The sequence below is a fragment of the Nesterenkonia xinjiangensis genome (assembly GCF_013410745.1).
Lineage (GTDB): Bacteria > Actinomycetota > Actinomycetes > Actinomycetales > Micrococcaceae > Nesterenkonia > Nesterenkonia xinjiangensis.
In genome coordinates this window covers 2,437,294-2,450,602 of sequence record NZ_JACCFY010000001.1, presented here as the reverse complement: position 1 = coordinate 2,450,602, position 13,309 = coordinate 2,437,294, and the positions used below count along the sequence as shown (strand labels likewise).

At 68.8% G+C, this 13,309-nt stretch carries 11 protein-coding genes; 9 read left to right on the top strand and 2 right to left on the bottom strand.

All coding sequences use genetic code 11. The annotated features are described in order from the left end of the window. The first annotated feature begins 87 nt into the window (after positions 1-87). The 9 genes from iolC (at position 88) to HNR09_RS11030 (ending at position 11,858) form a co-directional block, all read left to right on the top strand. Positions 88-1,074 (top strand): 5-dehydro-2-deoxygluconokinase, encoded by a 987-nt coding sequence (gene iolC, locus HNR09_RS11070; protein ID WP_179542086.1) that lies wholly within the window; start codon positions 88-90, stop codon positions 1,072-1,074. Beyond that, positions 1,071-2,108, top strand: a complete 1,038-nt coding sequence (locus HNR09_RS11065; RefSeq protein WP_246348802.1) for a Cgl0159 family (beta/alpha)8-fold protein — start codon at positions 1,071-1,073, stop codon at positions 2,106-2,108. The genes iolC and HNR09_RS11065 overlap by 4 nt, the downstream gene beginning before the upstream one ends. After that, positions 2,108-4,096 (top strand): 3D-(3,5/4)-trihydroxycyclohexane-1,2-dione acylhydrolase (decyclizing), encoded by a 1,989-nt coding sequence (gene iolD, locus HNR09_RS11060; protein ID WP_246348800.1) that lies wholly within the window; start codon positions 2,108-2,110, stop codon positions 4,094-4,096. The genes HNR09_RS11065 and iolD overlap by 1 nt, the downstream gene beginning before the upstream one ends. After that, a complete protein-coding gene (locus HNR09_RS11055; protein ID WP_179542085.1) occupies positions 4,096-5,637 on the top strand; it encodes a CoA-acylating methylmalonate-semialdehyde dehydrogenase in 1,542 nt (513 codons plus the stop codon). Before iolD ends, HNR09_RS11055 begins: the two co-directional genes overlap by 1 nt. A gap of 339 nt (positions 5,638-5,976) precedes the next feature. Next, positions 5,977-7,026 carry a Gfo/Idh/MocA family protein gene (locus tag HNR09_RS11050; protein WP_179542084.1) on the top strand — a complete coding sequence of 350 codons (1,050 nt, stop codon included), beginning with the start codon at positions 5,977-5,979 and terminating at the stop codon, positions 7,024-7,026. Between the two features lie 55 nt (positions 7,027-7,081). Continuing rightward, entirely contained in the window at positions 7,082-7,957 is an 876-nt protein-coding gene (locus tag HNR09_RS11045; RefSeq protein WP_179542083.1) for a sugar phosphate isomerase/epimerase family protein, read from the top strand. A gap of 100 nt (positions 7,958-8,057) precedes the next feature. Further along, positions 8,058-9,494: a sugar porter family MFS transporter gene (locus HNR09_RS11040; protein ID WP_218881926.1), complete on the top strand. Its 1,437-nt coding sequence runs from the start codon at positions 8,058-8,060 to the stop codon at positions 9,492-9,494. Between the two features lie 131 nt (positions 9,495-9,625). Continuing rightward, positions 9,626-10,831, top strand: a complete 1,206-nt coding sequence (locus tag HNR09_RS11035; protein ID WP_179542082.1) for a Gfo/Idh/MocA family protein — start codon at positions 9,626-9,628, stop codon at positions 10,829-10,831. Positions 10,832-10,859: 28 nt separating this feature from the next. After that, positions 10,860-11,858: a sugar phosphate isomerase/epimerase family protein gene (locus HNR09_RS11030; protein ID WP_179542081.1), complete on the top strand. Its 999-nt coding sequence runs from the start codon at positions 10,860-10,862 to the stop codon at positions 11,856-11,858. Between the two features lie 42 nt (positions 11,859-11,900). Here HNR09_RS11030 and HNR09_RS11025 read toward each other — a convergent pair whose 3' ends face one another. Continuing rightward, the gene (locus tag HNR09_RS11025; protein WP_179542080.1) at positions 11,901-12,227 is read right to left on the bottom strand and encodes a nuclear transport factor 2 family protein; all 327 of its coding nucleotides are present in this window, start codon (positions 12,225-12,227) and stop codon (positions 11,901-11,903) included. 159 nt (positions 12,228-12,386) lie between these two features. Further along, positions 12,387-13,304, bottom strand: a complete 918-nt coding sequence (locus HNR09_RS11020; protein WP_179542079.1) for an ATP-binding cassette domain-containing protein — start codon at positions 13,302-13,304, stop codon at positions 12,387-12,389. Positions 13,305-13,309 lie beyond the last annotated feature (5 nt).

Below are 13,309 nucleotides of genomic sequence, written 5' to 3'. Positions count from 1 at the left end.
GCCCAGACCCCGAAGGATCCCTTCCCGGATCCGCCCCGACCAGCTGAGGAACCACAGAGGACTCCTCGCAGATCTCAAGGAGCACCGATGACCCACGAGCTCATCACGATGGGGCGCATCAGCGTCGACATCTACCCCCACGACATCGGCGTCGGCCTGGCCGATGTCACCAGCTTCGGCAAGTACTTGGGCGGCTCCCCGGCCAATGTCGCCGTCGCCGCGGCCCGCCATGGCCGGCGCACCGCGGTGATCACCCGCACCGGTGACGACCCCTTCGGCGAGTTCCTCCACCAGGAGCTGCTCCGCTACGGCGTCGACGACCAGTGGGTCGCCCCGGTGCCCGCGCTGCAGACCCCGGTGACGTTCTGCGCGATCCAGCCCCCGGAGGACTTCCCGCTCTACTTCTACGGCCGCTCCCCCAGCGCCCCGGACTGGGAGATCGCAGCCGGGGAGCTCGACACCGACGCGATCGCCGCGGCGAGGATCTTCTGGTCCACCGTCACCGGGCTCTCCCGTGCACGTTCCCGGGAGGCGCAGGTCGCCGCACACCTGGCGCGCCCGCAAGAGTCCCTGGACACCGACCAGCACACCATCCTGGACCTGGACTACCGGCCGATGTTCTGGGACTCGGTGGAGCAGGCCCGTGAGCAGGTCTCCCGCATCCTGCCTCAGGTCACCGTGGCGGTGGGCAACTCCGAGGAGTGCGCGGTCGCCGTCGGCGAGGGCACCCCCGACGAGCAGGCGGACCGGCTGCTCGAAGCCGGGGTGAAGCTCGCGGTGGTCAAACGCGGCGCCGAGGGCGTCATGGCGGCCACTGCTGAGGAGCGGGTGGTCTCCAAGCCGCTGCCGGTGGAGACCGTCAACGGCCTGGGCGCCGGCGACTCCTTCGGCGGCGCGCTGGTCCACGGCCTGCTCTCCGGCTGGCCGCTGGAGCAGGTGCTCGACTACGCCAACGCCGCCGGCGCCTTGGTCGCCGCGGAGATCGCCTGCTCGGAGGCGATGCCCACCCCCGAGAAGGTCAACACCATGCTGGCTGATCGCGGCCGCACCGTCCCGCAGGAGGTCTCGGCATGAGCCGCCCCGACACCGCCGAGGCCCTGACCCCGGTGCACCAGCTGCGCGCAGAGATCTCTCCCCCGGAGCCTGTGACCGCCGGTCAGGAGGACCCGCGCCGCTACGAGCCGCTCACCCGGGTCCGCCTGGAGCACCCGGAGGCCGTGGCCGCCGCCGCTGCCGCCCGACCCCGCCACCGGGGCCCGGTGCACGGTCGGCAGAGCTTCATCATCGCCGCCGATCACGCCGCCCGCGGAGCCCTGGCCGTGAAGTCCGACCCGCACGCCATGGCGGATCGCCGCCGCCTGCTGGACAGGCTGCGCATCGCTTTGGCCCACCCGAAGGTCGACGGCGTGCTCGCCTCCCCCGATGTGCTGGATGACCTGCTGCTGCTCGGCGCCCTGGACGACAAGCTGATCTTCGGCTCGATGAACCGCGCCGGCCTGCCCGGGCTGGTCAACGAGATCGACGATCGCTTCACCGGCCACACCGCGCCCGCCCTGCGGGCCATCGGCGCCGACGGCGGCAAGATGCTCACCCGGATCGCCTTCGACGACCCGGCGACCACCTCGGTCCTCGAAGCCACCGCCCAGGCGGTGGACCAGCTGCACGCCCAAGGGCTGATCGCCATGGTGGAGCCCTTCATCTCCCGCACTGACAGCGGCCGGGTCGTCAACGACCTCTCCACCGACGCCGTGGTCCAGTCGGTGGCGATCTCCCAGGGCCTGGGCGCCAGCTCGGCCGGCACCTGGATGAAGCTGCCGGTGGTGGAGGACATGGAACGGGTCATGGCCGCCACCACGCTTCCCACGGTGCTGCTGGGCGGGGATCCCTCCGGCCGCACCGATGAGGTCCTGGAGACCTGGCGCCGCGCCCTGGCGCTGCCCGGGGTCCAGGGACTCACGGTGGGCCGGACCCTGCTCTACCCCGACGACGGCGACGTCGCCGCCGCCGTGGACCAGGCCGCCTCGCTGCTGGTGGACAGCACGCCGAGCATCGCAGATTCTGCGTCGACCCGGGGGCTCACCCCGGCCGGCGCTGTGAAGGAGGACTGATGACCACCCGTGAGATGTCCGTGGCCCAGGCCACGGTCGAGTTCCTCGCCAACCAGGTCACCGTCGACGTCATCGACGGCGAACGCACCGAGGTCCGCACCATCCCCGGGATGCACGGGATCTTCGGACACGGCAACGTGGCCGGGGTCGGCCAGGCGCTGAAGCAGGCACAGATCCTGCAGCCGGGCCTGATGCCCTACCATCAGGGCCGCAACGAGCAGGCCCTGGTCCACCAGGCGGTCGGCTACGCACGCCACACACGGCGCCGGCAGACCTACGCGGTGACCGCCTCGATCGGCCCCGGGTCGACCAACATGGCCACCGGGGCGGCCCTGGCCACCACCAACCGGCTGCCGGCGCTGCTGCTGCCCTCTGACGAGTTCGCCACTCGCGCACCGGACCCGGTGCTGCAGCAGCTGGAGCTGCCGCACGCCTATGACATCACCTGTGCGGACCTCTTCCGCCCGATCAGCCGCTACTTCGACCGCGTGCAGCGGCCCGAGCAGCTCTTCTCGGCGCTGCTCAACGGCATGCGTGTGCTGATGGACCCTGCCGAGACCGGTGCGGTCACCGTCTCCCTGCCCCAGGACGTGCAGGCCGAGCGCATCGTGGTGCCCGAGGCGTTCCTGGCGCCCCGCGAATGGCGGATCCGTCGGCCCGAACCCGAGGAGGTGGACCTCTCCGAGGCCGTGGAGGCCATCCGGAACGGGAAGCGCCCCCTGATCATCGCCGGCGGCGGCGTGCACTACGCCTTCGCCACCGAGAAGCTCCGGGCGCTGGCCGAGGCCACAGGCATCCCGGTCTCCTACACCCAGGCCGGTGTGGGCACCCTGGACTGGGACCACCCGCTGTGCCTGGGTGCGATCGGCTCCACCGGATCCACCGCCTCCAACGCCTATGCCCAGGACGCCGACGTCGTCATCGGCGTCGGCACCCGGTATGAGGACTTCACGACCGCCTCGATGACCGCCTTCCAGCACCCCTGGGTGCGGTTCGTCAACGTCAACATCACCTCGCTGGACGCCTACAAGATGGGCGCCGGCGTCCAGGTGGTGGCCGACGCCGGCACCACGCTGCCGAAGCTGCGCGAGCGTCTGGAGTCGGTGGGCTACCGCACCAGCGACCAGGTCGCGGAGACCGTGCGCACCGAGAAGGCCCGCTGGGACGCCGCGGTGGACGAGTCCTTCACCGTGCGGAACGAGCCGCTGCCGGCGCAGACAGAGATCATCGGGACCGTCAATGCGGCGATGGACGACCGTGACGTGGTGATCTGCGCGGCCGGTTCGCTGCCCGGCGACCTGCACAAGCTCTGGCGCGTCAAGGACTCCCACGGCTATCACGTCGAGTACGCCTTCTCCTGCATGGGCTATGAGATCGCCGGCGGCCTCGGAGTCAAACGCGCTGCGCTGGCTGAGGCCGAGGCTGAGGGGAGGTCCGCACAGGGCGGCCGGGACGTCGTCGTGATGGTGGGGGACGGCTCCTATCTGATGATGCACACCGAGCTGGTCACCGCGGTGGCGGAGCGGATCAAGCTGATCGTGGTGCTGCTGCAGAACCACGGCTATGCCTCCATCGGCTCGCTCTCCGAGTCACTGGGCTCCCAGCGCTTCGGCACCAAGTACCGCTACCTGGAGGAGGAGCAGCGGTTCGACGGCGCCCACGAGCTGCCTATCGACATCGCCACCAACGCCGAGTCCCTCGGTGTGGACGTGATCCGTGTGCACCCCGGCGCCGACGCCGTCGACCGGCTGAACGCCGCCGTCGCCGAGGCCAAGGCCCGTCCGGAGGCTGACGGGCCGGTGCTGATCCACATCAACTCCGACCTGTACCTGGACGCCCCGGACTCCGAGTCCTGGTGGGACGTGCCGGTGACCGGCGTCTCGGAGCTGGACTCCACCCATGAAGCATTCACGACCTACAGCGACCACAAGTCCCGCCAGCGCCTGCTGCTCGGCGACGGCCGCGACGACCACGAGAGGAACCACTGATGACCACCACCCAGACCACTTCCCCCGCCCAGTCTGAGGGCACCGTCACCGAGATCACCCACTGGATCGACGGTGCGGCCGACGGCGGCCACGGCGAGCGCCGCCAGGACGTGTACAACCCTGCCACCGGGCAGGTGACCGGCAGCCTGCATCTGGGCGACGCCGAGGACCTGGAGAAGGCCCTGCAGACGGCCCGCCGCGCGGCCGACGTCTGGGGCGAGACCTCGCTGTCCAAGCGCATGGCGGTGCTCTTCAAGTTCCGTGAGCTGGTGCACTCCCACACCCAGGAGCTGGCCGCGCTGATCACCGCCGAGCACGGCAAGGTGCTCGACGACGCCGCCGGGGAGGTCGCTCGCGGCCTGGAGGTCGTGGAGTTCGCCTGCGCGGCCCCGCAGACCCTGAAGGGCGACTACTCGGATCAGGTCTCCACCGGCATCGACGTCTACTCCTTCCGTCAGCCGCTAGGCGTGGTCGCCGGCATCACCCCCTTCAACTTCCCCGTCATGGTGCCGCTGTGGATGGCCCCGGTGGCGATCGTCACCGGCAACGCCTTCGTGCTCAAGCCCTCCGAGCGGGACCCGTCGGCCTCTGTTCTGCTCGCAAAGCTGTGGAAGGAGGCCGGCCTGCCCGACGGCGTCTTCCAGGTGCTGCACGGGGACAAGGAGATCGTCGACGGCCTGCTGACCCATGAGCTGGTCGACGGGGTCTCCTTCGTAGGGTCCACCCCGATCGCGAAGTACGTCCACGAGACGGGCACCCGGCACGGCAAGCGCGTCCAGGCCCTCGGCGGTGCGAAGAACCACGCGGTGGTCATGCCTGACGCCGACCTGGACCTGGCCGCGGACCACCTCTCGGCGGCGGCCTTCGGCTCCGCCGGCGAGCGCTGCATGGCCATCTCGGTGGCCGTGGCCGTGGGCGAGGCGGCCGACGGCATCGTGGAGAAGGTCGGTGAGCGCGCCCGGAACATCACCGTGGGCGACGGCACCGAGGGCTCCTCGGACATGGGCCCGCTGATCACCCCCGCCTCCAAGGACCGCGTGGTGCGACTGGTCGGCGAGGCGGAGGCGGACGGTGCCGCCGTCGTCGTCGATGGCCGGGACCTGACGGTCTCCGGACACGAGGAGGGCTTCTTCGTGGGCCCGACCGTCCTGGACCGGGTGCAGGAGACCATGTCCGCCTATGAGCAGGAGATCTTCGGCCCGGTGCTGGCGGTGGTCCGTGTGGACTCTCTGGAGGACGCGATCAAGGTCATCAACGCCAATCCCTATGGGAACGGGACCGCGATCTTCACCGGCTCCGGCAATGCGGCCCGCACCTTCCAGCGGCAGGTCACTGTGGGCATGATCGGCGTGAACGTGCCGATCCCGGTGCCGGCCGCCCAGCACTCCTTCGGCGGCTGGAAGGACTCCCTGTTCGGGGACCACCACATCTACGGTCCCGACGGCGTGCGCTTCTACACCCGCGGCAAGGTCATCACCCAGCGCTGGCCGCACCAGAACGACGAGTCCACCGCCTCGATGAACTTCCCGTCGAACGGCTGAAACCTCCGTCGCGGGCGCCGTGGGGCATCCCACAGCGCCCCACCCCGCAGATCGTCCCTTCGTGGCAGATCGTCTCTGGATTCAGCGACGACCTGCAATGGAGGGACGATCTGTGTATCAGGGCCGAGCGCGCGGACAGCGGCGCTCACGACCCTCGAAAGTCATTTCGTCCGAATGTCTGGACAAAGTACTGTGATGCGTCCTACAGTGAGTGTCATCACAAGGTGCAGGCGCTTCCTCCGTGCTCCCCACAGTGAGCGCCCACACCATCCGCGACCCCGGCAGACCACCGGCCGCACCCCGCAGATCTATCCGCAGGACAGAGGAGAGCTGAAGGCAATGTCGACACCGCAGCAGGACGAACTCCGCGTCGCCGTCGTGGGCGCCGGGCGAATGGGCTCGGACCACGTGGACCGTCTCGCCCACCACACCCTGCGCACCAGGGTCAGCGCCGTCGTGGACGTCGACGTCGAGCGCGCCGGCACTGTCGCCGCGAACGCGGGCGGCGCGGAGGTCCTTTCCAGCGTGGACGAGCTCCTCGCCTCCGGGATCGCCGACGCCGTCGTGCTGGCCACCCCCGGCTTCCTTCACGAGGAGGCGCTGCTGAAGATCATCGACGCCGGGCTGCCGGTGCTCTGCGAGAAGCCCCTGACTCCGGATCCCGAGTCCGCGCTGCGCGTGGTCGAGGCCGAGGTCGCCGCCGGCCGTCAGCTGATCCAGGTCGGCTTCATGCGCCGATTCGACGCCGGCTACCGGCGCCTCAAGGAGACGATCGACTCCGCTGAGCTCGGCGAGCTGCTGATGCTGCACCACCAGCACCGCAACCCGGAGGCACCGGCGGAGTTCACCGACGAGATGGTCATCCACGACTCCGTGGTCCACGAGTTCGACGCCGTGCGCTACTTCACCGGAGAGGAGATCACCAACGTCTCCGTCCGCATCGGACGCACCACGTCCCGCGCCGGGACGGTCCGCGATCCTCAGCACGTCACCGTACAGACCCAGTCCGGGCTGCTGGCTGACGTGGAGATCTTCGTCAACGCCCAGATCGGCTACCAGGTCCACACCCAGGCCACCTTCGAGAACGGCCTGGTGAAGATCGGCGAGGGCTCGGAGTTCGAGCTGACCACCGCAGGTCGCTCCGGCCACGAGATCGACGCCGGCTTCGTGACTCGCTTCCGCGACGCCTACGACCTCGAGGTCCAGCAGTGGGTGGACGCCACCCTCCACGGCAGAATCGACGGGCCGAGCGCCTGGGACGGCTACGCCACCGCCGCCTGCTGCGCCGCCGGAGTCGCCGCCCAGCGCAACGGCACGATCGAGCACGTGGAACTGGCGCCGAAGCCCAGCTTCTACAGCAGCCACACCGGATCTCCCGCGCTCACCTGACCCGCTCCGCCCCGCACCGAGAGCCACCGCCACGACATTTCCGAAGGACACCGTCATGAAGTATGCCCTGGACCCGACGCCGTTCCACCAGACGCACTCGCTGCTGGAATTTCCGAAGCTCGCTGCGGAGCTCGGCTTCGAATGGCTGCAGATGACTCCGCACGCCGACTTCATCCCCTTCCACAACCATCCCAAGGCCGACGACGACCTCGTCGCCCGGTTCCGCAAAGCCTGCTCCGACGCCGGCGTCGGCGTCGCCTCGGTGCTGCCGGTGCTGCGTTGGTCCTCCCCCGAGCCGGACGCCCGCGAGGCCGCGGTGCGCTACTGGAAGCGCGCGATCCAGATCACCGTGGACCTGGGTGTGGACCAGATGAACACCGAGTTCTCCGGGCGACCCGAGCGGGCCGAGGAGTCCGAGCGGGCGTTCTACCGCTCCCTGGAGGAGCTGCTGCCGATCATCGAGTCGGAGGGCATCAATGTGGCCATCGATCCGCATCCCGACGACTTCGTGGAGCAGGGCCTGGCCGGCTGGCGGGTCATCCGTGGCGCGAACTCCAAGAACCTCAGCTTCGCCTACGTCGCCCCGCACACGTTCCACTACGAGGACCCGATGGCGACCGTGCTCGACGAGGTCGGCGACCGGCTGCGGGTGATCCACGTGGCCGACACCTTCGACCACCACCGCTCCAACGGGCTGCGCTACATCACCAACCCGCCCGGCACCCCGGCCCGGGTCCACCAGCACAACAAGATCGGCGTGGGCGACGTCGACTGGGATCACTTCTTCTCCGAGCTCGCCCGCAACGGCTTCGACCAGCGCGAGGAGACCGTCATGGTCAGCAGCGTCTTCGGCGAGAACGAGGATGCCGTGGAGGTCTCGAAGTACCAGCGTCGCCAGATGCGCGACCGCATGGAGGCCGCCCGGGGGTGACCCGGAGACCTCCCCTCGCCGCCTGCTCCAGGCGTTCGACTCCTTGTCCGGACCCGATCAGGCGCACCTATCAACCGGAACAGACAGGATCTACAGGATCATGGAATCTCATCGAACTCCGCAGGCCCCGGACAGGGCTCCCGGCGCGGGACGGAAGAAGAGCGCAATGCTCATCTACCTCTTCGGAGCCCTCGGCGGGCTCAACTGGGGCTATGACACCGGCGTCATCTCCGCAGCGCTGGTCTACCTGCGTCCCGACTTCGAGCTCACCAGCTGGGCCGAGGGCTGGATCGTGACCGGCCTGATCATCGGCGCCGTCTTCGGCGCGGCGGTCGGCGGCCGGCTCTCCGACAAGTACGGCCGCTGGAAGATCCTGCTGGCCACCGCGGTCACGTTCATCATCGCCCCCATCGGCATGGCCCTGGCCCCGGATGCCACGGTGCTGTTCATCTTCCGCTTCATCGTCGGTCTGGGCTCCGGCCTGGCCGCCGTGACGCTGCCGGTCTACCTCTCCGAGATCTCCCCGGCTCGCATCCGCGGCAAGGTCACCGCGTTCTACGCCCTGGCGATCGTCTCCGGGCAGTTCATCGGTTTCATCATCGGCCTGAGCTTCGCCCCGATGGAGTCCTGGCGCTGGATGCTGGGCCTCTCGGTGATCCCTTCCATCCTCTTCGCCGTCGGTTTGGCCTTCATCTGGGAGACCCCGCGCTGGCTCGTCAAGAAGGGCCGCGAAGACGAGGCCCTGACGATCCTGCTCTACGACCGCACCCCGGATGAGGCGGAGCGGGAGCTCATGGAGATCCACCTCATCCAGAAGGAGGAAGAGGCCGCCGGCGCGCAGAACCTCAAGGCGCTGCTGCAGCCCTGGGTCAAGCCGATCCTCTTCGTCGGGTTGGGCCTGGCGATCTTCCAGCAGATCATGGGCATCAACACGATCATCTACTACGCGCCCACCACCCTGCAGAATGTGGGCTTCTCCGACCAGGCCGCCATCGCCTCCAACCTGATCATCGGCGTCATGAACGTCCTGGCCATCTGGCTGGCGCTGACCTACGCGGACCGCTGGGGCCGCAAGCCGCTGCTGATCGCCGGCGCCATCGGCAGCTGCCTGAGCCTGGCGATCCTGGCCCTGACCAACCTGCTGCTTCCCGAGCCGGACGGCTTCGGAGTCGTCGGCATCATCACGCTGGCCTGCATGGCGATCTACATCTTCATGTTCCAGGCCAGCTGGGGCTCCATCGTGTGGGTCATGCTCGGTGAGATCTTCCCCCTGGGTGTGCGGGCGGCGGCGATGGGTCTGGCCACCACGGCCCTGTGGTTCGCCAACGGCGTCGTGGCCCTGGGCTTCCCGCCGGTCCTCGAGGCCGTCGGTGTCGGCTGGCTCTTCGCGGGATTCTCGGTCATCTGCTTCGCCGCCCTGGTGTTCACCTACCTCCGGGTGCCGGAGACCAAGGGCAGGTCCCTGGAGGAGATCGAGACCAACTTCCGCAACACCGCCGGTATGCCGGTGATCCCGAGCCCGAAGCGCATGCGCTGAGGATCCCGAGCTTCCCTATCCCCCGTTGAGCTGGTGTGTTTCCGCCTGAATGACGTGTCGGAACACCGTTATTCAGGCGGAAACACACCAGCTCGACACGTCTCAGCAGAACTTCCGGAAGGAGAACCCGCATGAGGGGAAAGCAGATCGGAATCGCCGTGATCGGCGCCGGGATGGCAGGGGCGGCCCACGCCGCAGCCTGGCGGGCGGCCACCACGGTGCGCAGCCCGTTCCCCCGGCCGGTGAAGCTGACCGCGATCGCCGACATCGCCGAGCCGCTGGCCCGTGATGTCGCCGGCCGGTACGGCTTCGAACGGGTCGAGACCGACTGGCGGGCGCTGCTGGACGCCGACGACGTCCACGTCGTCTCTGTGGTGGTGGCCAATCGGCTGCACCGGGAGATCGTCGAGGCTCTGGTCTCCGCCGGCAAACATGTGCTGTGTGAGAAGCCGCTCTCCGACACCATGGAGGACGCCCGGGCGATGGCGCAGACCGCGCTCGGGGCGGAGGCCTCCGGGCAGGTGGTGCGCATCGGCTTCACCTTCCGTCGGGCACCGGGGCTCGCCGCGCTGCGCGAGCTGGTGACCTCAGGAGCACTGGGCGAGGTGGTGCACCTGCATGGCCGGTACCTGGCTGACTACGCCTGTGATCCGCAGGTGCCGATGACCTGGCGCTACCGAGGAGCTCCGGGCTCCGGCGCGCTGGCCGACGTCGGCAGCCACCTGCTCTATGCCGCAGAGTTCCTGGCCGGGCCGATGCGTTCGGTGGCAGGTGCCCATTTCCGCACCGTGGTCACCGAGCGCCCCCTGCCGCTGGGCAGCACGGTGGGTCACGGCAGGGGCGAGGTCAGCGCCGAGACCGAACCGGTGACCAACGACGACTGGGCGGGTTTCACCGCGCAGTTCGACGTCGCCGCGGGCACCTTTGAAGCGTCGCGGGTCTCTCACGGACACCCCAACTCGCTGCGGCTGGAGATCTCCTGCCGCGAGGGTGCCGCAGTGTGGGATCAGGAGAATCCGGCGGAGATCCAGGTCCACACCCGAGACATCGGGGGCAACCGGGACGTCGACAACGGATTCCGGACGATCAGGCTGGGCCCCGGCCACCCCTATGTGGGCGAGGGCTTCCCGATGTCTGCCCCTGGCATCGGCTTCGGCCAGAACGATGGCTTCGTCTTCCAGGCCCGGGCGTTCCTGGAGGAGGTCGCCGGGCTGGCCGAGGAGGATTCCTGGCTACGCAACGCCACCTTCGAGGATGGCCTGCACAACATGGAGCTCATCGAGGCGATCGCCGCCTCAGCAGCCTCCGGCGGCACGCCGAGGACCATAGCCCGCTGAACACCTCACCGACGAGAAGGGACTGCTAATGCACCTGGGACTGTATACCGCACCGTTGCATGACCGCCCGCTGGCTGATGCTTTGAAGGTCGTGGCCGAGGCTGGGCTGAACGCCGTCGAGATCAATACCGGAGGATTCCTTCCGGCCGCCCACATCCCGGTCAAGGAGATCGACGCCGACCCGGCGGTCGCCCGCGACTGGCTGACGTCCTTCTCCGGCACTGGGGTGAGCCTGCAGGGGCTCAACTGCAACGGCAATCCCCTGCACCCGGACCGACGGACCGGGGAACAGCACGCCGAGGACCTGCGCCGGAGCATCCGCGTGGCAGGCGCGCTGGGCCAGACGCGTGTCGTGACGATGTCTGGCCTGCCTGGGGCCGAGCCGGGTGCCGCCCAGCCGAGCTGGGTCGTCAACGCCTGGTCCTCACGCGCCCTGGACGTGCTCGAGCACCAGTGGGAGGTGGCTGTGCCGTTCTGGCGGGAGATCGACGAGTTGGCCGGTGAGCACGGGGTCAAGGTCGCTATCGAGCTCCACCCCCAGAACGTGGTGTTCAACCCGCCCTCGTTCCTGGAGCTGATCGAACGCACCGGTGCGCAGAACATCGGGGTGGAGCTGGACGCGAGCCACCTGTTCTGGCAGCAGATGGACCCCATCCACGTAGTGCGTCAGCTGGGCGCCCACATCGTCCACGCGGCGGCAAAGGATGTCCGCATCAACCCGGAGGCCGCCTGGTGCGGCGTACTGGACAACAGCTTCCGACGACTCGGGGCGGACGAGCCCCGGCAGCAGCTCGGAGCCGACGAGTGGGCGAACGAATGGCCCCGCAACTCCGCCTGGGACTTCGTCGCCCTGGGACGGGGCCACGACGTGGACTACTGGGCGCGATTCCTTCATGCGCTGAACGAGGTGGACCCGAACATGGCATGCCAGATCGAACACGAGGACACCTCACTCGGCCCGGTGGAGGGCATAGAGGAGGCGGCCGAGGTCCTCCTGAACGCCGCAGTGCAGGCCGGGCTGCGCTGATCCGACTCCCGGCGGGAGAGGCGGCGGCACCGTCGACCGGGCTCAGTGGGCGCCGCGGATGCGCATGGCCCGCAGCCTCTCGCCGTCGACGGTGAAGGTGAACTCCGATCGTCCGTTGGCGTGGTTGCTGCGCCAGTCGGCGATCACCGTGACGGTGTCACCCTTCTCCTCGATCGACTCGAGGTCCATGGTGCCGCGCGCACCGATGAACTCGACGTCGCTCCAAGCCTTGATCTCATCGGGGCCGGTGAAGATCCGCCCGAAGTCATCGACGACGCCGTCCTCGCCGAAGGCGGCGAGGAAGCTCGGTTCGTCATGGCGGTTCACTGCGGCGATGAAGCTGCCCACCGGTTCTGGAACATCGGGCATCGTGGTCTCCTCCTGTGACGGATCGCGGGGGTCCTCGTGATCAGGACCCTACTCCCCCACCCCGTGTGCGGAGAAGGGCTCCCCATCAGAGTGCCCGCCCCGGAAAGGGAGGTCACGGTTCTCGGGGAGCCTCCGCAGCTCGTCACTGCGCTGGACGCCTCACTGCGCTGGACGCCCACGCAGCGTCTGCTCGAGATCTGCCTCGACCTGTTTCATCTCCGCGGTGTGGCCGCCCAGCTGCGCCAGCTCGTGGCTGAGCTCCTGCAGCTCGGCGCCGCCGGCCATCTGCGCGGTGAGATCGTCGATGCTGATCTCATCCTTGACGTGATTGCCGATGGAGCGGCCGCGCTTGAGGACCATGAACCGGTCCCCCACAGGGAACGCGTGGTGCGGGTTGTGGGTGATGAACACGACCCCCAGCCCGCGGTTCTTGGCCTGCATGATGTAGCGCAGCACGACGCCGGACTGCTTGACTCCCAGCGCAGCGGTCGGCTCATCCAGGATGAGGACCTTCGCCCCGAAGTAGACCGCCCGGGCGATGGCCACACACTGGCGTTCACCGCCGGAGAGCGTACCGATGGGCTGGTCGACGTCGCGCAGGTCGATGCCCATCTCGAAGAGCTCCTCCTTGGCGATGCGTTTCATGGCGGTGACGTCGAGCCGGGCGAACGGCCCCCAGCCGACAGTAAGCTCCGAGCCGAGGAAGAAGTTCCTCCAGACCGGCATCAGCGGCACCACGGCCAAGTCCTGGTAGACCGTGGCGATCCCGGCCCCCAGGGCGTCACGAGGCGAGTCGAAGACGGTCTCCTCACCATTGATCCGCATGACACCGTCGGAGTGCTGGTGCAGCCCCGCGATGATCTTGATCAGGGTGGACTTCCCGGCGCCGTTGTCCCCCAGCACGCAGGTGACCTGTCCGGCGTGGACGTCCATGGTGACGTCCCGCAGCGCGATGATGTTGCCGTAGCGCTTCCCCGCACCTTCCAGCGCGACCAGCGCCGTGGCCTGCACGGCGGTATCTGCTCCGGCTTCCCCAGCGGCGTCGCCGTGGTGGGGTGCCTGTGATGCCTCGTCCATGGCCC

Excerpts from the sequence above, each read along its gene's own strand:
- iolC (WP_179542086.1), top strand. The coding sequence starts at position 88 with ATGACCCACGAGCTCATCACGATGGGGCGCATCAGCGTCGACATCTAC.
- HNR09_RS11065 (WP_246348802.1), top strand. The coding sequence starts at position 1,071 with ATGAGCCGCCCCGACACCGCCGAGGCCCTGACCCCGGTGCACCAGCTG.
- iolD (WP_246348800.1), top strand. The coding sequence starts at position 2,108 with ATGACCACCCGTGAGATGTCCGTGGCCCAGGCCACGGTCGAGTTCCTC.
- HNR09_RS11055 (WP_179542085.1), top strand. The coding sequence starts at position 4,096 with ATGACCACCACCCAGACCACTTCCCCCGCCCAGTCTGAGGGCACCGTC.
- HNR09_RS11050 (WP_179542084.1), top strand. The coding sequence starts at position 5,977 with ATGTCGACACCGCAGCAGGACGAACTCCGCGTCGCCGTCGTGGGCGCC.
- HNR09_RS11045 (WP_179542083.1), top strand. The coding sequence starts at position 7,082 with ATGAAGTATGCCCTGGACCCGACGCCGTTCCACCAGACGCACTCGCTG.
- HNR09_RS11040 (WP_218881926.1), top strand. The coding sequence starts at position 8,058 with ATGGAATCTCATCGAACTCCGCAGGCCCCGGACAGGGCTCCCGGCGCG.
- HNR09_RS11035 (WP_179542082.1), top strand. The coding sequence starts at position 9,626 with ATGAGGGGAAAGCAGATCGGAATCGCCGTGATCGGCGCCGGGATGGCA.
- HNR09_RS11030 (WP_179542081.1), top strand. The coding sequence starts at position 10,860 with ATGCACCTGGGACTGTATACCGCACCGTTGCATGACCGCCCGCTGGCT.
- HNR09_RS11025 (WP_179542080.1), bottom strand. The coding sequence starts at position 12,227 with ATGCCCGATGTTCCAGAACCGGTGGGCAGCTTCATCGCCGCAGTGAAC.
- HNR09_RS11020 (WP_179542079.1), bottom strand. The coding sequence starts at position 13,304 with ATGGACGAGGCATCACAGGCACCCCACCACGGCGACGCCGCTGGGGAA.